Source organism: Phyllobacterium sophorae (assembly GCF_003010965.1).
Classification (GTDB): Bacteria; Pseudomonadota; Alphaproteobacteria; order Rhizobiales; family Rhizobiaceae; genus Phyllobacterium; species Phyllobacterium sophorae.
This window is the reverse complement of the sequence record NZ_PGGM01000003.1, coordinates 422,640-442,203: the sequence shown is the minus strand read 5'-3', so window position 1 is coordinate 442,203 and position 19,564 is coordinate 422,640. Positions and strand designations below refer to the sequence as shown.

The 19,564-nt window shown below is 55.8% G+C and carries 21 protein-coding genes; 7 read left to right on the top strand and 14 right to left on the bottom strand.

Annotated features, from left to right (window positions below; all coding sequences use genetic code 11):
- Position 1: 1 nt before the first annotated feature.
- The 3 genes from CU103_RS09910 to CU103_RS09900 all read right to left on the bottom strand — a co-directional run bounded on the left by CU103_RS09910 (position 2) and on the right by CU103_RS09900 (position 3,545).
- The gene (locus tag CU103_RS09910; protein ID WP_106663723.1) at positions 2-2,173 is read right to left on the bottom strand and encodes a Mu transposase C-terminal domain-containing protein; all 2,172 of its coding nucleotides are present in this window, start codon (positions 2,171-2,173) and stop codon (positions 2-4) included.
- 12 nt (positions 2,174-2,185) lie between these two features.
- Positions 2,186-2,803: a PDDEXK family nuclease gene (locus CU103_RS09905; protein ID WP_106663722.1), complete on the bottom strand. Its 618-nt coding sequence runs from the start codon at positions 2,801-2,803 to the stop codon at positions 2,186-2,188.
- Between the two features lie 514 nt (positions 2,804-3,317).
- Positions 3,318-3,545 (bottom strand): hypothetical protein, encoded by a 228-nt coding sequence (locus CU103_RS09900; protein WP_106663721.1) that lies wholly within the window; start codon positions 3,543-3,545, stop codon positions 3,318-3,320.
- Positions 3,546-3,881: 336 nt separating this feature from the next.
- Here CU103_RS09900 and CU103_RS09895 point away from each other — a divergent pair, with 336 nt between their 5' ends.
- Positions 3,882-4,274 carry a hypothetical protein gene (locus CU103_RS09895; protein ID WP_106663720.1) on the top strand — a complete coding sequence of 131 codons (393 nt, stop codon included), beginning with the start codon at positions 3,882-3,884 and terminating at the stop codon, positions 4,272-4,274.
- A 2-nt stretch (positions 4,275-4,276) separates the two neighbouring features.
- Here the strand turns inward: CU103_RS09895 and CU103_RS09890 are convergent, their stop codons facing one another.
- The 4 genes from CU103_RS09890 to CU103_RS09875 all read right to left on the bottom strand — a co-directional run bounded on the left by CU103_RS09890 (position 4,277) and on the right by CU103_RS09875 (position 6,590).
- A complete protein-coding gene (locus CU103_RS09890) occupies positions 4,277-4,564 on the bottom strand; it encodes a hypothetical protein (protein WP_106663719.1) in 288 nt (95 codons plus the stop codon).
- Positions 4,565-4,815: 251 nt separating this feature from the next.
- Complete coding sequence (locus CU103_RS09885; RefSeq protein ID WP_106663718.1) at positions 4,816-5,589, bottom strand: hypothetical protein; 774 nt, start codon at positions 5,587-5,589, stop codon at positions 4,816-4,818.
- A gap of 188 nt (positions 5,590-5,777) precedes the next feature.
- A complete protein-coding gene (locus CU103_RS09880; RefSeq protein WP_106663717.1) occupies positions 5,778-6,320 on the bottom strand; it encodes a PIN domain-containing protein in 543 nt (180 codons plus the stop codon).
- A 69-nt stretch (positions 6,321-6,389) separates the two neighbouring features.
- Positions 6,390-6,590 (bottom strand): hypothetical protein, encoded by a 201-nt coding sequence (locus CU103_RS09875; protein ID WP_106663716.1) that lies wholly within the window; start codon positions 6,588-6,590, stop codon positions 6,390-6,392.
- A gap of 729 nt (positions 6,591-7,319) precedes the next feature.
- Between CU103_RS09875 and CU103_RS09870 the strand changes: the two genes are divergently transcribed.
- A complete protein-coding gene (locus CU103_RS09870) occupies positions 7,320-7,544 on the top strand; it encodes a hypothetical protein (protein WP_146147774.1) in 225 nt (74 codons plus the stop codon).
- A gap of 2 nt (positions 7,545-7,546) precedes the next feature.
- On the opposite strand, the gene CU103_RS09865 is transcribed toward CU103_RS09870, so the two are convergent.
- The 4 genes from CU103_RS09865 to CU103_RS09850 form a co-directional block, all read right to left on the bottom strand.
- The gene (locus tag CU103_RS09865; protein ID WP_106663714.1) at positions 7,547-9,472 is read right to left on the bottom strand and encodes an AAA family ATPase; all 1,926 of its coding nucleotides are present in this window, start codon (positions 9,470-9,472) and stop codon (positions 7,547-7,549) included.
- 12 nt (positions 9,473-9,484) lie between these two features.
- Complete coding sequence (locus CU103_RS09860; RefSeq protein WP_106663713.1) at positions 9,485-9,823, bottom strand: DUF6634 family protein; 339 nt, start codon at positions 9,821-9,823, stop codon at positions 9,485-9,487.
- A 61-nt stretch (positions 9,824-9,884) separates the two neighbouring features.
- Entirely contained in the window at positions 9,885-10,502 is a 618-nt protein-coding gene (locus CU103_RS09855) for a hypothetical protein (RefSeq protein WP_106663712.1), read from the bottom strand.
- Positions 10,503-10,734: 232 nt separating this feature from the next.
- Positions 10,735-11,292 carry a hypothetical protein gene (locus tag CU103_RS09850; protein WP_106663711.1) on the bottom strand — a complete coding sequence of 186 codons (558 nt, stop codon included), beginning with the start codon at positions 11,290-11,292 and terminating at the stop codon, positions 10,735-10,737.
- Between the two features lie 468 nt (positions 11,293-11,760).
- Between CU103_RS09850 and CU103_RS09845 the strand changes: the two genes are divergently transcribed.
- A complete protein-coding gene (locus CU103_RS09845; protein WP_106663941.1) occupies positions 11,761-12,174 on the top strand; it encodes an MbcA/ParS/Xre antitoxin family protein in 414 nt (137 codons plus the stop codon).
- Complete coding sequence (locus tag CU103_RS09840) at positions 12,168-12,866, top strand: RES family NAD+ phosphorylase (protein WP_106663710.1); 699 nt, start codon at positions 12,168-12,170, stop codon at positions 12,864-12,866. The genes CU103_RS09845 and CU103_RS09840 overlap by 7 nt, the downstream gene beginning before the upstream one ends.
- Positions 12,867-12,905: 39 nt before the next feature.
- On the opposite strand, the gene CU103_RS09835 is transcribed toward CU103_RS09840, so the two are convergent.
- Positions 12,906-13,325: a VOC family protein gene (locus CU103_RS09835; RefSeq protein WP_106663709.1), complete on the bottom strand. Its 420-nt coding sequence runs from the start codon at positions 13,323-13,325 to the stop codon at positions 12,906-12,908.
- A gap of 291 nt (positions 13,326-13,616) precedes the next feature.
- Between CU103_RS09835 and CU103_RS09830 the strand changes: the two genes are divergently transcribed.
- Positions 13,617-13,826, top strand: a complete 210-nt coding sequence (locus CU103_RS09830; protein WP_106663940.1) for a cold-shock protein — start codon at positions 13,617-13,619, stop codon at positions 13,824-13,826.
- Between the two features lie 194 nt (positions 13,827-14,020).
- On the opposite strand, the gene CU103_RS09825 is transcribed toward CU103_RS09830, so the two are convergent.
- A complete protein-coding gene (locus CU103_RS09825; protein WP_245448716.1) occupies positions 14,021-14,752 on the bottom strand; it encodes a bifunctional helix-turn-helix transcriptional regulator/GNAT family N-acetyltransferase in 732 nt (243 codons plus the stop codon).
- 747 nt (positions 14,753-15,499) lie between these two features.
- Entirely contained in the window at positions 15,500-16,210 is a 711-nt protein-coding gene (locus CU103_RS09815; protein WP_425350578.1) for a GntR family transcriptional regulator, read from the bottom strand.
- 109 nt (positions 16,211-16,319) lie between these two features.
- On the opposite strand from CU103_RS09815, the gene CU103_RS09810 reads away from it, so the two are divergent.
- Both CU103_RS09810 and CU103_RS09805 read left to right on the top strand, forming a co-directional pair.
- Positions 16,320-18,503, top strand: a complete 2,184-nt coding sequence (locus tag CU103_RS09810; RefSeq protein ID WP_106663706.1) for a N,N-dimethylformamidase beta subunit family domain-containing protein — start codon at positions 16,320-16,322, stop codon at positions 18,501-18,503.
- The gene (locus CU103_RS09805; protein ID WP_106663705.1) at positions 18,496-19,530 is read left to right on the top strand and encodes an Ldh family oxidoreductase; all 1,035 of its coding nucleotides are present in this window, start codon (positions 18,496-18,498) and stop codon (positions 19,528-19,530) included. The genes CU103_RS09810 and CU103_RS09805 overlap by 8 nt, the downstream gene beginning before the upstream one ends.
- The last annotated feature ends 34 nt before the right edge of the window (positions 19,531-19,564 follow it).

Genomic DNA, 19,564 nt, shown 5'->3' with positions numbered 1-19,564 from the left:
CTTAGTCCTCCTCATCCATGAAGCCGTCGTCAGCGTTTTCGACGCGGGTTTCCGGCTGGCCGCAGTTGGGATCGGCTTCGCCCGGGTGAGCTGCAGTCGCCGCAAAATCCTCCGGAACCTCGGCGTCGCCGAGGAAGTCGGCCGGATCGCTCTCAGCCGCCCTGGTCTGTTCCCCGGCGCGTTTGAACCAGCTTTCGAGCCGCATCAGCTGCTTGTAGGTGTAGACAGGCATCTCGAGCCCGGCATCCTTGACGGCCTTTTCACGGAAGGCGCGGAAGTCGCGGACGGCTGCGTTAACGATCGGGCGCACGGCCTGGGCGTCGGCCCGGTGCTTGCGGCGCAGGTCCCTGTTCATTTCGAACCATTCGTGCGCGGAAACGCCGTCAAGTCCTTCGCGGGCGCATGGCACGGTGACCCAGACGCGGTTGAAGCGGACGGAGATTTCCCCGACGTTCAACTGGTCAATCCGGACCATGACCTGCTTCTGCTTGCTGCCCATGGAGCGCCGCATGGCGTGGGTAGCCGGGCTGCGGTACCAGTTGCCGAGGCAGTGGATGCCCTCGTTCTGGATCAGCCGCTCCATGGGCGTGCCGAAGACATGCCGGATTTCGTCCGCGTCGGGACCCGGACGGACACCCCAGTCGTTCCGCAGGCGTTTCCACGCGTTCGCCGGGGTTTCGTCGCCCAGGCCGCTGTGTCCGGTGTTGTGATAGACATCGACGATGTAGCGGATCATGAGACGTTCAAGTTCTTCGACGTTCATGATCGCGTGCGCGGCGGCGTCGTAATCACCTTTAGCGAGGATGTTGGCGAAGGTCCGTCCGTCGAACCGCGCGATGAGCTGCGAATGGATGGTGCCGAACACACGTTCGATACGCGCGCGGAACTGCGGCATGCCCGCGGGAGCGTACATCACCTCAATTCCGAGATCCGAGCAGGCCATGCGGAACTGGTCGCTGTACCACGAAGCCCCGGTGTCGACGCAGACGAGCCTCGGTGTTCCCTCCATGTCCCAGGAAGACTTGCAGCCTGCGGCTTCCGCGATGGCCCGCTTGTTGGACACCGCCATCTGCAGGGTGGCGAGTGCGGACTCGTGATCTGGTGCGGTCCTCAGGATGCGCAAGGCGATGATGCAGCGCGTTGCGGCGTCGATGGCTGCGGACACCCAGACGCGGACACGTTTCGCCTTCTTCTTCTGCTCCTTGGTGAGCTTCTTCCACATCCCGGCTTTCACCAGCAGCGTCTGCAGAGACACCAGCCACTCGTCCATCTCGATGCGCTCAAACGGAAGACGTGCGCGAACTCCCCCTTGAACCGGGTAGAACTTCTTCTTGGCCGCGGCTTCGCCGTTGCGTCCGACATAATCGAGATACGGGTCAAGCTTGTCGATGGCCCGTTGCAAGGCCCGGACGCTTGGTTCCGGGAGCTCGGATTCCTCGCGCGACTTGCGTTCGGCGTTGATGACCTCGAGCTCCGCAATGAGTTCGCCGTGGAGCAGCTCCTGTCCGGCCTTCGTCCGGGAAGAATGTTCCGCAGCGAACTTGTCGATCAGCTCAACGATTTCCGGTTCGAGACGGGGCGTCCGGTTTCCGCACTTGCCATAGTTGAATTTGAGCACAATGGGATCGCGGTCCGTGGCCTCATACTTCTTCAACCACTTGCGCAGCTGTGTTGGACTTGGGGGCCTCTTGGTCGTTAGTTCAGTCCCACAGCGGCCGTTTTCACCCTTCTGTTTTTTGGTCTCGATTTCGATGACTTTCGCGTTGATCGTGCGGATCGCCTCCCGCATTGACTCGTCCGAACGCGAGGCCCCACCAGCCTTCTCCATCAAGAGGAAGCTGTCGCAGAATTCCTTGCACCAGAAGATGCGCTCCCTGTTTTTCTCCGAGAGATCGATAAAATCTTCCTGCCGGATGGTGTCGCGGTTCCGTGCCTTGGAGGGCGCGTGGTAGTCGGGCGTATATTTGAAGAGCCCGTCCTCCCGGTACTTCGCAAGAATCCCATGCGAAATCCGCTCGTAGACGTCGGGATGCGACACGCGGTAGAAGACATGTCCCCCTTCATCCGAATGGACAAAGCGATACTCGATATCCTTTACGATGATGCGGTCGTTGAGTCCGAGAGCATACCGCTGATAATTCTCGCTTTCTTTGTTTGAGAGTGTGTTCTTCATGGTGAATCTCCTTCAGTTGGTTGGTTTGGTCCAGAGCTGAACGTGGCTCGAGTATTCGATGAGCCCCGTTCCGCTGAGGTTGAGAAAGCCTTCTGCGAGAAGGCAAAGCACGGCCTGCATCCCCGCGGCGGCGGGAATGGTCGCGTCTGTGAGAGTCCGGATGGCGATGCTTCCGACGAGCGTCCGGGCAAACTCCCGGACAACTTCAACGTCAGCGGCATTCTTCCATCGCGTGGCATCTGCGATGAGCCTGGCGTTGTCGGCGGCGTCCCGGGACATGTGCTCTCCGGTTCTGAGGCAGATCCGGTCCGCCCACGGAGCCGAGCCCTGGTCACGGATATGGTTCAGCTCCTCGGCAATGCCGCTCCGCTCGACCATGGACGTGGCCTTGACGGGGTATGCCCCCCTTTCGCCGCTGGTCAGCCGGGCGGCGAGGTCAAACGTGTGCCAGTGCTGCTTCCCCTGACTGTCGACGTACGGGACGGCCGGAGGCTGCTCGATGACGTCCACGACGTCAGGACTTGCGATGAGGAGGTAGGCCGCATCGCGTTCATGGCCGCTTTCAAATTTGATCTCCCTTCTGGTTTTGGGGTTGACGATGATTCCGCGAAGGTTCCGGTCGTTCCTCATGGTGATGGGACGGCTGGCCCGGCTTGCGGAGGCTGGCTCCCAGACCCGGTTGGGCCTGTCAGGCGTGTTTAGCGCCTTATCACCAAGCCTCTTTCGAAGGCATCGCCGCCAGCCTCCCGTGCGCTGGCGGCTTCAAACGGATCGCGGCTCCCAAGGGCAGGGTCCTTCAACTTCTTGCGGTTCTTCATGGCATAGCTCCTCTGTTCCGGGAGCTCGCGCTTCCGGTCGGTTGACGGCAAACGGGATTGCTCCCGGACAGAACCTGACGGTTTCAGCCCGTCAGGCGACTGTCATATTCGAGGAGTTGCTGAGCTGCCGCGGGAGGCAGACTGACTTTGAATGTTACGCATTGCTGACCTCCTTGGTCCTGGCGGGGGCGGTGAATTCCGCCCACGCGTGTTCATCGGCGGGACACGAATTCCGTCCCGCGATTTGAAGCGGCGATGGTCAGAGCATAGCCGTCGGGGCCAAGCCGCATTGCGGCCGTCTCCCAGCGTGATATGACTGTCGAAGATTATTCGGCCTTGCCCAAGACGTTGGCGAGGCAGGCCATGACCATTTCCATGCGCTCGACCGGGTCCGCGCTTTGCAGGCGGAAGGTCATTTTGAGCGGGCGCGACCGTGTCGCTGCGCCGTTACGCGCAGCGCGCAGAAACGCGCCGTTGAGATGGTTTTGCCGCTGCCCGCGCGAACCCTTAGGGTTGCCCGAACCGCTTGATGAGTTGGAAGTGTGCTTGCGCATTTTTGTCCCTCACGATGTTGGGGGGACGCCGGAGCCGATGTCTGGGACACCGGTCTGTCATACCGGTGCCGTTAGATGACGGCTAGGCGGGCGTCCCGCTTGATTCTACCTATGACAGTTTTCATTTTTCCGGTCCTTCAAGTGCCGACTGCGTGTCGGGAAGCGCTGAATAGCCGACGGCGCGATTCCATGCAACAGCATAGTAAACATATGGTTAATTTAAGAGTCGCGGATCCTCGTCGCCCCAAGCGTGGTCGATTTGATAAGGAAAAAGAAGGAATTAACCTCTATTCAGCGGTGCACCCACCTTAACTCACAGCTGAAGCGAATGGAAAAATGAAGCCGATTTATCACGTCTGCCAATACGTCTTCCAGGGCCAAACCCGGTATTTTCTGGCTAATGGAGACGAGATTTTTGAAGACGTTTACCTTGATCTTGCCGAAATCGACAAGTTCGTGCGTACACATCGATCTCTCAAAAAGGCGGTAAGAGCACCAAAACCAAGACGTTTTCTGGTTCTCGTCCAAGCCAAACTGCCACCTGACTACTCCATCTGGGCAGAAGTAGATGAAAAGGGAAATGTCGTCGGTTACCTGCTGATTGGACCATCCGGCCGCGTTATTGGGATATTCGGATCAAAAGATCTGAATGCCGCTATCAACGAGGCGTGGAATGACCGCAACTATGTCCAAAGTCTTTCAAAACCGGCCGGAGGCGGCGAGCCTTGACGCTACACTGCCGATTGTCGTGCACGCCGTAGTTTCCGCTTTATGATCGTGGGATGGTTGTGGTCAAGTAGCACTCCGCGACCGTGTATCGCTTCGTGAGATATGAATGGTTGCGCTCTCGCCTTCAAAGCGACGAAATCTTTCCTGGTTTCGTCCGCGCCATGTTTCATAATGTAATCACTGTTGCATGTGAACTGATCAGCGAGCAGCGCGTAGTCTCTGTGCTCCTCGGCCAGCAGGAGCGCCTGAAAAAATTCGGCCACCATTTCCGGGGATTCCATTTCAAACATTGTCATCTCCTTAATCGACTCCCCATGATGAATTAGAGACTCTACCGGCGCAAATCGGCAGGGACTGGAGATCACCCGATTTCTTGGGGGCCGGACAACGACGATAGGGCCGCTCGAGTTCATGGGGGAAAACGCTTCAACGTTTGAATCGAGTTATCGCGCTTTCACATAGCAACGGCGTTATCGCTACTTCCGTTCATCTCGATGCCATTACAGGAGAAGATGGCCAACGCGTCTCCATACCCGCATTGTTACGGACGGAAATCTTGTGCCGGTCCGGGCGTTTCCAGCTCGTAATATGTGACGGCCCGGTTTTCAGAAGAAACTTTCCTTGCCATGCTGGAATAGATAATACGCCTTCCCCTGCGTTCGCCAGCGATATAGCCTTTGCACATCAGTCCGCCTGCTATCACCTCAATCCACTGCCTGGTGCAGTTGAGGCGCGCCGCCAGCTCCAAAGGCGTTGAGCAATCGTCTTCCACAGCTTCAATGAATCTGAGCTCAGAGAGAGACAACGGTTTTGAAACCTTTTTGACCACGTGCTGACTTTCGAACGGCAATCCTACCGGTCCATAAAATGTGGAATTTCCTGGCAAGCGTTCGATCAACTGAATGCGTGAAAGATACTCGCATGCAACAACCGGGCAGGGGACACCCATGGCTTTGGCGACTTTGTCGACTTGAGAAGTGCTCAACCAGCCCCGCTCACCGATAAGCGATCTAACAGCGCCACACTGAGCTTTCCAGGCGGACGCTCTTGGTGTGCTGTCCGGTGAGGTGTCAGCAACCAGGCCGCGAGCGGCCAGCCTGGCAAAAGCGCACGCTAACCGGGCGGGCGGCCAGCTCAAATCTGATCGGGCTTGGGCAAAATTTAGACGGCCCCTCTTGTTTATGGCGGCAAAAAGTGCGGATTCATCGTCCGCCAGTTCAGAGGCTGACATTGTCTGACCGCTCGTCTCGTACATTGATGGATCGCTTGAATTGATCGGCGGCGCGACGAAATCATGAGCATGGAACGTTGTCATTTAAGGCCCTCAAACTGGATGGATCTCCAAGAGTGAGTCTGCCGGCGGCAAGAAAACAGCCTGCTGGAACAGCGTCTACGTGGACAGATATTTCGATAGCCGATGCGTTCTCTTAAAGGACTGGAGTTTATTGCGTTCCAGGCCGACGACCGGTGCGTAGGCTAGCGGGCAATATCCCCTGCACAGGCTCAGGCAGAATGCATCGGCTGGTGCAACAATTTATCTGGCGGACCAAGCAATGATGGCAGTACGGCCCATTCTCCATTAGAGGGATTAAATATACCCTGTAGCGGAAAATAGTCGTGAATCTCGATGAAATCCTTCACGTTTGACGTTGCGACCGGACAACCATAAGCGATTGCCGTAGCTGCAATCATAAGATCCATACCCGGCTTTTTATTCGATCCAGGACATACGATCCAGAAGTTACGCAACTGTGGCATGACCAGCATCTTGGAGTATATCGAACATACGCGTTCGTCAGCCGGGAGGAACTGAATGTCAGTCGCCATCAGCAGGTTCAACCAACGCCGAAGTTGCCGTGCCCGCAGCGGCTGTTCCGCCATTTTTTTCTCTATACCGGTAGTCAGTTCCACCAGCACCGGAAACGGGATAGCGAGATGGTGCGAGGCATACTCGTCAAGGAATTCCAAGAACGCTTCTTTTGGCTTAAGCTTCGAAAATTCGCTTACGACACTCGTATCCAGAACGATCAGTTTGAATCTCGGCATGCAACGACCCCCAGATCAAATGAAACAGTTCATTTTAGTTCAATGTGTAAATATTTGTTAAACCAACAGTTAACGTCCGATGTCCACGTACTTTCGGCAGGTTGTCAGCACCTTCTCGTAATCTCCCGAAAGCGCTTCACTGCCGATCTGTTCAATCATGGACGAAGGCACATTTGCCTCCCGCAATTTGACTAGCACCTTGCTGAGCATCGCCAGCGGGTAATCAGTGGATTGTGTCAGATCGACTTTCACTTTCGGATAAACTGGCATCACTCTGTTCCCGAAAAAAACTGTCGTCGACCAAGCGTGACCCGGCTTTCCCACAGCATCAACACCTGGGGCCCATCTTTTGCAATTACCATGGCGAAGCGTTTCTCTTGTCTGCCAGTAATACTTCTTGCACGTCGACCGACGGCATGGTTGAGGACGCCTCCCAAACGGCGCTACCGTCAACTCAAGAGCGAAGCAATGAACCGAATAGACACGATCTAAATTTCCAATCGTGCATATTCAAGGAAGGTTCTTGCTATGGAGAGTACCAAGCTGACCCTCGGGTCCGAATCGCGCTGGCGGCGCGTGTGATGACTCTGTTCCGGAAGGGTGTCGATACGGAGAAGTCGACACCGACACCGGGCCGTCTGACCTGCGGGCTCTGAAGGATTTCGCCGGTTCCGGTAGCGATGAGTTGTCAAACCGCGAGCTCATCAAACTCAGAGAAATGCTCTTTGAAATCTATGACGTGATTTTGAAGGACTATTTTGAAGGTTTCGAAGACGAATAGCGAGGAAGTGGGCTGGGTTTAACACGATCCAGCCCCAACGACGCTGCCGGAAACCAGCTTTCGACCGCGATCGATTTTCCGGCAACTTGCCCGTATCGATGAAATCGTCTTCTGACAGGATTCCCGAATATGCATGACATGCAAAGAATTCGCACCGTTTTCGTCCGGTGGAATAGCGGAAAAGGCATGGTTCACGTATATTCGATATAAGCTCGCTTATGATTGAAAGGATTCCTGTGGTTAAAAAAGTCTGGTCGATCGATGAAGCCAAGGACGCCTTCGACGAACTGCTTTCGGCCGCAGACACAGAAGGCGAGCAGATTATCGCGGAGCCTGATCGGCGGTACATCCTCGTGGCGGTAAAATACGAGAAGAAAACTTCCGCCAAAGATTTCCTCCGTAAAGGCGGCCCCCTGACTGAAGGCGAGGAATGGACCGATTAAGCCTAAGTTCTTCCGTTCCTTACCGAAGCCACAATGACGGCTACCTCCTCAGACATTAGATGTTTTCGTTCCATCAAGGATTCCGCCAGCCCGGTCACCGCAGACCGGTCTGAAGCAACCAGCTCTCTCGCTCGAGTGAGACATTTCTTCAAAATCACGTCGACCTTTCTGCGGGAATCCGGACTTGCCCGAAGCACTGCCGCAACGTCTTCCGCACTTGGGGGAACAAGGGCGACGAGGCTCGAACCGAAGCCACGACAAAGCTCCGCCACGCCGACAGCCACCGACGCCTGGTAGAGATCCGACGCCTCTGACCCTCCAGCGCCTTCGGTAAAGTCTCCATAAATCTCGAGCTCGGCCGCGATACCCCCCAACAGCAGAGTTGCCTCAGCCAGGTAGTTTTTGAGTCCCCTGAAACTTGTGGGCGCGCGCCTGAACTGAGTAGATGCAGCGGCGATAGAATTCTGCGGCGGATCGATCGACGCGCTCACGCCCACAAGTTCTGCCTGAAGGTCATCACGAAGCGCTAACCCGACGACGATGTGCCCGGCTTCATGAATACAGGCCCGCTGAAAGTCATCTTGTGACAGGACGCGCCGCTTCGGTTGCAGCGAAAGAAAAACATCCCGTCCGACCGGTCTCCGCTGCGTCCGGGCAGAGCGCCGGACTGAACGCACCCACATCTCGATGTCGGCACCCGACATGCCTTCCATGGACGAAGCCAGGTCACCCAAATCAGCTTCAGGCACTAAGCCCTCAAGATAATACTCTAGAATCCCTGCACGTGCCTCGGCGTCGGGCAGCGGGATTTCGATTGTCCTCTCCAATCGGCCCGGGCGCAACAAGGCGGCGTCAAGATGTTGCGGCATGTTCGTGGCTCCGATAATCACAACACCCTCGCGCTTGTCGGAGCCGTCGATACATTCGAGAAGTCCATTAACCACCTGACGGCTGTAATCTTTGTTCTCTCCCAAGAACGCAGTCCGATCACCGACAGCGTCGATCTCATCAATGAACAGGATGGCGGGGCTGTTCTGATGCGCTTCGTGAAATGCCTTACGCATTGCGGCGAGCATTTCGCCGAGATGGCCGCAGGCCTGCCACTTGGCCGCTGAATGCGGGAAGAGTGGCATTTGACAGGTGGTGGCGAGGGCACGGGCGAACATAGTTTTTCCTGTACCTGTCGGCCCGGCGAGCAGCAGCCCCTTGTCGACGTCCCGCCAAGCGATATTTCCGGCCCGGTAGTCTTCAAGGTCTGCAGCGAGAGCGAACCCCCATTCGGCCGCTTCTCCATAGCCCGAAAGATCGGATAGGGAAGGCGGCATCTCGTCCTCGATATCCTTAACCTCCGCATTTGCCAGACATTGCCTAAGTTTCGCACGAACCACCTGCGGGTCCCGCCCGCGCCGGATAATCGCGCCAAGCTTTGCAATCGGGATTTCCAGAAACGTCTCGACCTCAGCGTCTGAAAAGTCAGTACCGGTCACGGAACGCAAAACCCCTTTCAGGGTTCTGCCATCCAGTGCAGCGACCTGTAGGATACCGTCACAGGCCAGCACAAAATCGCCAGGGAAGTCGCGCTCCGCCGCGGCGATCCCGATCACCGTTTTTGTTGCCGCCATCTCGTCAATGAGTTCGCTCCTCCGCCGCTTCTTCCGGACCGTTCCGAAAGACAGGATTTCGTAGGATGGCCGGAATTGACCGAACCCGGCGATGTCCATCAGCCGAACGACGGCCCTGTCAAAGAGATCCGGGTCATGGTCCTTGTTCAGGACCAGACCAATCACGCACGGCCACCCGGTCAGAAGCTTCTGAAAACCACCGTGCCTGATAGCCTGCAAGATCAGAATCCGGGCGATCAGCACTGCCGTGTTCTCGAACCCGGACCATGCCGGATTAGGTGTGAAGGATGATTGACTGTGCTTCATGATCTTCCTCCATCAGTTGAGGCTTCCGGAAACCCGGGCGGGCATGCCGAGGCGGTAGAATCGGGAGAGACTGCGCACGAACCGGTATTGCGGATCGGTGAACCAGATCTCGCTTGTGACGCCGTAGTGTCCTTCCCCGATGTCCGGATGACCCGACATGTACCCGGTGAAGCATGGAGAGAGGCGTCGGGCATAGGTCCAATGACTGAGGACCGGTGCGGCCAACAGGGTTGCTTCAGACGGAGCGTCGCCGTCGCGGATTGCCCGCAAGTCTCTCAAAAGGCTCTCAAGCCGGACGATGTCCTCATTGAGCGCATGACCGCCAGCGATATCAGTTTTTTTGTATTTCATGGCAATATCCTCCTATCGCGGAGGCCAGTGGCGTCCGCAGAGTGGAATTTCGATAGTGGCTTTATTTTATCCGTCGAACTCGGGTTTCCGGGCCTATTGCCTCGTCATCAAGTGCAATATGGAGGGCTTGGTCGAGGCATAACCTCGCAATGACACCGATCGGATCCCGGCAATGCTGGAGCAGCGGCAGACAAGATACGATCGGCATGGAGCCGTGTTCTTCGAGGAAGGCCAGGAGCCTGACTTTGTCCCCGAGAACGACCCGATGTCCGGCATAACGCAGAAGATCCCTGGCATTCTGCAGGCGGACAGCAAGCTTGCTGTTTGTGGTGTCTGTAACTTCATAAATATATCCGGCGGCTACCGCTGCCTGGCACGCCCAGTCCGGCCCCGTTCCGCTGTCAGCGAGAATGCGTGTGCCGCGACGATCCACGACAAAGTCCGGAATATGCCAGTCTCCGCCATTCCCCAAGACGAGCGGAAGGCACTGCCAGGTATCGACGTCCGGATCGATATCCAAGAGACATGCAAGGTCACGGGCTGCCTGTGTACGGAACACCGCATCGCCGCGACATTTGACGGTTTCTTTCGGGAGAAAGCTGTTCAACGATGCCGCGTTGCGGACCGATTGAGTATCTTCGTTACGGATTTTTGTATTGTCATCGAAGTACTTAACCATACGACACCTCCCGGACACGTATGTCCGCTTACGCAAACTCTGAGATAGAATTTTTGGGAGTTTAACGTATTCGTATGGAGCGCAGTGGAGCCTGGCACAAAAAGTGCGTCCCGCCCGAAAAAGATCTGTTGCGCTGTTTTTCCATGCGAGAACAAATAGGGAACATCCATTTGCATGTCAAGCAGAAATTTCAGCGCGCTTGATGCTGCCAGTTGAGCTGACTTGGGCCGTCTCAGACGCTGAGACCTTGCGGCAGATAGGGCAGGGACCTGTCCGCCTCGCGCAACAATTCATAGCGTTGCCCCGTACGCCTGTAGAACTCCCGGTACAGTTCAAGCGCACGAACATAGCGCTTGTATTCGGCAGCGCGGGCTTTTGCGTCAGCAGTTGCGTCGTCGGGTACGCAAAAGTGCCGCTTTCTGAGCTTCAGTGTGATGTGATTCACATGAGTAAAGTGTATTTTGCCGCTCCGTTCCTCAAATAAGACCGTTCCAGAATGGTAGCGGCGAGTCGGCATCCAATCTGAGTTGAGGCTATATGCTTCTCTCACGTGGATAATATAGTCGCCTTTGGGATTGCGGGTCTGTCGCGAAGTGGGGTTTGCCATTGCAGTCTTGGGTTCTCTGTTTGTGCCTTTCAAGGATTGTCCGACACTGCCGCCGGCGCAATACTCGCGGGGTAGTAAAGGCAGCTTGGATGCAATCCGGCCGGAATTTGCTTCAGTATTCCGCATGGTGGGCTTGGCGGCTGTTTTGACATCGCGCTTCAGTTCTTTTTGAGAAACTTTCATAAGAAGATGTCAATTGACGGCCCAACGAATTTGTCTTCCGCGAGCTGCGTCTTTTCAGCGACAGCGATTGCCTCGACCACTTCCGCCGTTCCCCCAGCCCGCCTCAACGGCATCACCTAAAAGCTGGAGCAGGCCATCCTCGACAGCAATCTGACACTCCCCAAAGCGGCCAGTATCGTATTTTGGAGCCGTCGGTCCTGGTATTGCGCCTTGTCTTGCCATTCCCAATTCTCCCAAATTCACAGCGGCGACGGTAGTCCTCGGTAGCCGACTAATCCGGCATTATGGAGCAAGTGCCACACGGTTCCCGTAACCTCTGATACTATCTGACCAATGTCCCCGCCCAACAATAAGAGCGCGACGAGATTGACGTTCTCAAACATTTCTTTTGTTTGGTTTGGCCGTTGAGAGACGAACCTTGCCAATTGGCAATAATATGCTATTTTTATGCCAGAAAGAGAGGATGCTATGCAGCTCCAACCGATTGCTTCGACTCCATTCAACAGATCATCCACTGAAATCACTGACGTGGAAGCAGGCGCGCTCGCCCGCACAACGGTGAACCTCTTCAACGCTTGGAAACTCACAGACGCACAAGCTTGCACCTTGCTCGGTGGTTTGTCAGCCCGCACTTGGGCACGATGGAAAGAAGGCAACGTGGGGCGTGTCGATCGAGACCTGAAAATGCGGATGGCTCACCTGATGGGTATCCATAAGGGGGTGCGACACCTGTTTAAGGACCCAGCACGAGGATATGAGTGGATAAAAGCGCCCAATACGGCCTTTGGCGGTCAGTCAGCGCTCGACGTGATGCTTCAGGGCGAACTTTCTGATCTTGCGGTGATGCGAGAATGGCTCGATGCGGAGCGCAGTGCATGGTAAGTGGCCTTGCTGTCCGATCCCAGGTACAGTGGCCAAAAACCTACCGCATCATCAGGTCGATCTATCCGCCTATCGATTTGTTCGAGGACATCGCCGACCCCCGTGACTGGGAGGCCCTTGTCGCTGTCGAGGCGAAAACGAATCCGCGCATTCGATTTGAGGTGGGCGATCTTGGCAAGGTACCCGCGAACCGACGCGTTTCGGGCGTCGGCGCTAGTTATGTGATGGCCCCATTTGTCCATTGCTCAACAGGGCGGCCAAGTCGCTTCACGGACGGAAGTTATGGTATCTACTATGCCGGCGACAGTGAAGAAGTCGCTGTCGCCGAAACAATCCATCACCATCAGAAATTCATGCGTTCAACGCCTCAGCCTCCGGGGTGGACGTCGGACTTTCGCGTCCTGGTGGGCAGCGTGGACCGAGCACTGGATGACGTGAACGCGGTGCCTGACGTTCTTCATCCGCACAATTACACCGCTTCCCAAGTTGAGGGACGTGGACTTAGGGCGGCGGGAAGCGATGGCCTCTTGTGGAACAGCGTTCGAATGCCTGGTCAATGTTGTATCGGCATCTTCTGGCCGGACGCCATAACCATTCCTGTCCAAGGGCGGCACTACTGCTATCACTGGAACGGCGCGCGAGTAGATTTTGTGCGTCAGTACGACACTGGAGCAGTCTTGGCGGTAACTTAACTTAACAGGTGGCTGTGACACATGCTCCATAGGGCCGGACTAATCTGTCGGAACAAGAGCAGGATTCCAGACGATTTCCCAAACATGCCCGTCAGGGTCCCGGAAATAGCCCGCATACCCGCCGTAGAACGTGTCTTGCGCACTTTTGACGATCGTGGCTCCGGCAATGCGGGCCTGTTCCATTACTTCGTCAACTTCATCCTTCCGCGACACGTTGTGACCAACAGTGAATGCAGTGGGGCTCGGAGCGGTCTTGGGAAGTCCCGTATCGTGAGCGATGTCGTCCTGCGCCCAGAGCGCCAATTTCAATCCTGAGGTCAGGTCGAAGAATGCAACTGCTCCATGCTCGAATTCCCGCCCCACGATACCATCAGTGGGTAGACCAAGACCGCGGTAGAATTCGACCGCCTTTTCCAGGTCATTGACACCAAGGGTAACTACCGAAATTCTCGGCTTCATCAGGTTCGCTCCTGAGCAGTCAGCGCAAAGTGCTTCGTCTCGAATAGTAGAGGTGACGAGGTCTATTTTCTACCCCGTTCGCCAAATCGCGTTCCTTCGTCTTGGCAACCGCGAAGGTCGCGCCAAAGAAGGACGGAATATGCGAAGTGAAATCCGCAGTACAATTCCTCCTCCGAACAAATCAGTCTTCGAAGAGGCCACGCGACTGGTGAAGGTCTCAGGGCTCAGCGGCTTGATATGTGGGAATGCCCTCGATACGTTGTCGTTTCGGTTGAAAAAGAGGATGCGCAGATGCCTACAGGTACAGTCAAATGGTTCAATTCCACCAAGGGTTTTGGGTTTATACAGCCTGATAACGGCGGCGCTGACGTGTTCGTACATATTTCCGCTGTCGAGCGCGCCGGATTGGGTGGGCTGAACGATGGTCAGAAAGTCAGCTATGAAATAGTCCAGGACAAAAGATCGGGTAAGAGTTCAGCTGATCAGTTGCGTGTAGGCTGATCCATGTAGTCCAAGAATATACCATTGACATAGCGCTCTTGTGACCTTGCTATGGCGGAAGATGAGCCACGCTAGCTGCCCTGCTCTGGGCAGATCTGCTTGCTCGCTGCGCCCTCATGTAAGAATCAATACCAACACATGTGTGGCGTACTGGCGATACGACTCAACCCGCAGCAAGATCTGCAGGCATCTTTCTAAGGACGGTCAATTGCCTTCAGGTAAAGTCCCTTTTCCGAACTTGGTGTGCGGGGAGGGTGGAACCCGTTCTTTTCAAAGAAATTGATTGGAAAGTCTGGTTGTGCATCAGCTCTTGCCAACAGTGTCTTCACTTTGGAGGCACAGCCAGCAAGCGCCGCTTGAAGCAACGTTGTACCGACGCCGATTCTGCGGGAGGTCGGTTCGACACACAAATGCACCAGTTCGGCCGTCTGCTTCTTCTTCTGGGCTCGAATAAACACCCAACCCACAATATCGCCGTCTCTTAAAGCGACCTTCATGCAATCGCTCCGCTGGCCGGCGCTAGTTCTCATGTTCGCGAAATCTGCGATAAGCTGAGCCTCCGGCTGAGGTGATTTTGGATAGTCCCGGGAAAAAATGGTTGAATGCCGGTGAATCACCCATCCTGCCTCGCCCTGTCTGATATCCCGGATGATCGTTTTGCCATCGCCGGTGTATCCGGCGGTTCCAAGGATTGATGTTATTTCCTGCGTTGCTTCGAGCAGACGGCGTCTCCCGGAAGCGGATCGATTACCGACCACGGCCTGCAACGATGCTTCCGCCTCGCGATCAAATTCGTCAAGAAGGGTGCGCCCACGGTCGGACAGCTGGATCAACCGAGATTTTAAGTTCCATTTGTCTACCGTTTTATCGATAAGGCCAAGCGAGAACATTCGTGAAAGAATGCGACTGATCTGCGCCTTGTCCATGCTCAAGACGGACGCAAGCTGGGTAGCGGTTGTTGTTCCCGCCGCCGAGATTTGTGATGCGACCTTATGCATTGCGATCGTATGACCGCTCTTTGAATAACGCTCATCCAGCAGTCCGAACTTTGCGATATAGAACGAATTAAAGCGGCGGAGTTCGTTTGTTGATTGCATCAATAAATTCCGTTCGGCAGATTATGGCCCCAGATTATGATGATACTGTCAACACAACGTTTATGCGTGGTCTATCCCTGCATTGATTACAAGACGGTGTTCGTTCGGGTGGCTCCCATTGAAATCGCGTTCAGCTGGCGAAAGGAGGGGGGCAACGTATTCAGTCTGTCTTCGTACGACTGCGGCAATGCGGCTGGCATACCTTTGGTGAACTCTCAATCGCGGGTCGGAGATCATATGCGCATTGCGCAGAAGTCCTTCGAAAAGAGAGGTTTCACGCGCTCCTCTACGTCGCCCATGGGACGTCTCTACGTCAAAGACCTAAACGCCGAGGGCTTGTAGTTCTTTGAGTTGCCGTGCTGCCATGACTTCACGAAGAACGGCATTTCTTCGCCGCGGTATTGTCATAGCTTCATAAAAGGTCGAACCTCGCGATGCCGCGCGTCATTGTCGTCAGGCCTTGACGTCCTCTGTAGTCACGCTATGGCACTCCAGAACCTCCCAACTGTGGGATTGGTTACTTTCCCTCCCAGAAAACCGCCGACAAACGCTGGCCAAAGCTCCAGTTTAAAGGGTTCAGATCAGTTGCTTAGGACCTCTAATTTTCGGCAGGTTGCTCAGAAGAGACTCGCACGCCTTGGTTATATGCTTGACCAAAAGCTCCGATGCCAGATCTATATTTCGACCTCGGCAAGCAGCAAGAATTTGACGGTGCTCCCGGTCATCCACGCCTGTCCCACCTGACAACGTCAATTGAATACGAAGGTAACGTTCAATTCGATCGTTCACGGACCGGATGAGATTGAGCAGGAATGGCTTGTTGGCATCTTCGTAGAGACAAGAATGGAATTGCCAGTTCAGTTCGGCCCAGCGAGCAACATCCGTCTCGCGTGCGAAGGCATCGCAATATTCTTCGGCTAGCTGAAACGTGCGGTCGGTCATGCGCGGTATCGACAGTCGCAACGCATTTGCTTCCAGCATGCCTCTGACTTCAAAAATCTCAGCGATCTCAGGTTCCGTGACGCTGGTCACTACAGCGCCGCGGTTTCGTTGAAACTCGACAAGACCTTCAGCTTCCAACCGTTTCAAGGCTTCCCGGACGGGAATTTTACTAACGTCAAAAAGCCTGGCGATGTCATCCTGACGGATGGGTTCATTTTCATCCAAGCCGCCGGTTATGATCGCCTCGCGGATGTATTTGGCGATTATATCGGAGGTCGGCGGTGTGCTGCCGAGAGAGGGCAAATTTTGAACTTTTAGCGGCAAGGTTTCCTCCACAATCGGCAAATCTGGCTTCCAAATCGAATAACGTAGCTCATATACGATTCTGCCGCAAATGTCTTGACACATGATCGTATACGATATTCTATATTGGCGGTAAATGGGATAGTCGGCGATGAACGCACAAAAGTTACCGAGTTTGATTGGATACGTTACGCCGTTGAGCGCGGAGCCAGGCGGCACTTTGGAATTCAAGATTTCATCGCGAGACAATCGGCCCGTAACCGCGCGTGCGCTTCGACTGATCTGCTGCGATCCGAACCCGGACGGACCCGGCATGAAGATCGAGGAGGCCGAATTCGGTCTCGCCCCACGATACGCGGCTTTCAAGCAACAGGCATTTCTCGGCTCCTGCGCGTTTGGCCCCATTCCGGCGTTAAGCGATCAAGCTGCGGTCAAGGTCGATCTGCTGGTCATGCCGAGACTGCCTTCCGATTTTGTTCAGACGCTTTTCTCATTGCAGAATGCCGATGCGACCGAAGGAGTGGCAATGGTCACCCGTGACAATAAACTGTTTCTGCGGCAGCTGGGCACAGAACTCTCATATGAAGTGGGCGTCGGCTTGACCAAGGATTGCTGGTCCCGTCTCGAGGTCGCTTTCGATCGGGACGGCGTTTCAGTTACTGTCTCACAGGATCCACAAAAAAGTGGCGCTGACGCGCACAGTGCTAGCGTTTCATATGTCACGAGCCGCGCGCTGGCCGGGGTCGATCATATCTGCTTCGCCGCCTTGTGGCGGAAGCACCCTGAACAGAGCTTCAACGGTTCGATTGAAAATCCATCGCTGAGCACAAGAGGCGTGGATGCGACGGGGAAGCAGGAGCGGACGTGGGAGGTTGTAGCCAGCTGGGATTTCGGTGGAGACGCCCGTGAGGCCTGGGTGGCAGATGAAAAAGAGCCGGGGCGGCGCCTCTCATTGATCAACATGCCGACCCGCGCCGTCAGATCGTCCGCATGGTCCGGCCGCAATATGGACTGGAAGCAGGCGCCGCTCGAATACGCGGCGATCGCCTTTCATTCCGACGACCTCAGCGATTGCGGCTGGCAGACGACGATCCAAATCGATGTACCTGAGGGGACGCGCTCAGGGGTTTACGGACTTGAGATCGATAACGGCGACAGCAAGGACACGATACCATTTTATGTCATACCCGGTGCACGAACGGAGCGGCAGAAGATCGTCTTTTTGGTGCCGACGTTCACTTATTTGGCCTATGCGAACTTCGCTCGCGGAAACTTTGCCGGCGAGCTTGTGGAAAGAGTGGCCGCCTGGAATGCCTATCCGCACAATCCTGATGAGGTCGGCGCCTACGGTTACTCGACCTATAGCCGGCATCCCGACGGCTCCGGCATAACCCTGTCGTCACGCCTGCGTCCCATCCTGACCATGCGCCCGCAGTACCTCATCTACTTCGATTCGAAAGGATCAGGCATGCGGCATTTTTCTGCGGACTCGCATCTGACAGATTGGCTTGAGGAAAAGGGCTTCGCTTTCGATGTGATTACAGATGAGGATCTCGATCGGGACGGTCTTGCTGCCTTGTCACCCTATGACGTCGTTCTGACAGGGACGCATCCCGAGTATCACACCCGGCGCACAGTCGAGGCCCTGATTGCCTACCGGGAAGCTGGTGGCAACCTCATGTATCTCGGCGGCAACGGCTTTTATTGGAAGATCGGCCGTCACAGTGACATGCCGCACCTGATCGAGGTCCGGCGTGCCGAAGGCGGCATGCGGGTATGGGCAAGCCAGCCAGGCGAATATTACCATCAGTTGGACGGAGAGTATGGGGGTTTGTGGCGCCGCAATGGAATTCCCCCGCAAATGGTTGCAGGGGTCGGCTTTACGGCCGAGGGAGGATTCGAAGGCTCTTATTACGTTCGGACGCCTGCCTCGTACCGGGACGATCTCGCGTTTCTTTTCGAAGGCATATCGTCCAGTGAACGGATTGGCGACTTCGGACTGTCCGGGGGCGGAGCGGCTGGCTTTGAGATTGATCAGGCAGCGGGCGACCTCGGCACGCCGGATTTTGCGACGGTTGTCGCTTTTTCCGAAGGTCATGGGCCGTCGTTCCACACAACGTTTGAAGAACTTCTGTTGCCGGGCGTATTCGACGGAACACCGCGAGAATATGGCGGCATAAGCTCCAACATCGTCTACGGACGGCCCAAAACGGGAGGCGGCCTGTTTGCCGTTGGCTCGATCACATTTTGCGGGAGCCTTTCGCACAACGACTACAACAACAATGTCTCTCGGCTGCTCGAGAATTGCCTGAAGAAGTTTTTGGCCAATGACTGATAAGGCCGATCCGCAGGACCCACGTGTCAGCTTTCAGGAATTGAAGTTGCTCCTCAAGGCGATTCTCATCAACAACCGCACCTCATCAGAGACCGCTGATATCCTGGCGGAAAACTGTGCCGGCTGCGAACGTGACAATGCGCTCAGCCACGGCATTTTCCGAATGCCCGGCTATGTGGATTCGCTGCGATCGGGATGGGTTGACGGCCGGGCGGTCCCCGACATCGCGCAGTTTGGACCGTCTTTCATTCGCATTGACGCTCGCAACGGCTTTGCCCAGAGGGCGCTGGCGTCTGCCGACCAACTGATCCGACGCACCGTTCGCGAGACTGGCATAGCCATTGTCGCGATCCGTAATTCTCATCATTTCAGTGCGCTGTGGCCGGATGTGGAGCCCTTCGCCCTGGCCGGATACATGGCCATCACTGCGGTGAACGGGCTTGCGAACGTGGTTCCTCATGGTGGTCGTTTGGCTGTTTATGGGACCAATCCGATCGCCTTTGCAGTGCCGGTTCACGATGCCCAGCCTTTGGTGGTCGATCAGGCCACCAGTGTCATGGCCAATGGCGAGGTCCGCCTGCATGCTCTCGCTAATAAACCCGTTCCGAGCGGGACAGGCGTTGACCGTGATGGCAACCCGACGATTGATCCTCATGCGATTTTGGCGGGCGGCGCGCTGAACACCTTCGGCGGATACAAGGGCTCGTCGATCGCTCTGTTTGTCGAGATTCTTGCTGGAGCGGTCACGGGCGGGCAATTCTCGTTCGAAAATGACTTCACCGGCTTTCCTGGAGCGCAGACCCCAAAGGCGGGGCAGCTCCTGATCGTGATCGACCCAAATTGCGGCGGTTTGACGAATTTTGAATCTCGTCTGGCGCTTCTTTGTGCCCAGTTGGTCGACGCTGGTCAGGATCGGTTGCCAGGCGCGCGACGGTTCGCGAACCGCGCAGCAGCTGATCAATCCGGCATCCCGATCGCACTGGGCGAGCTTCAGCGGCTTCGGACGCTGGCGGGCGAAGGTTCGTGAAATCCGAAGACGGTTTATTCAAATATGAAGGTTG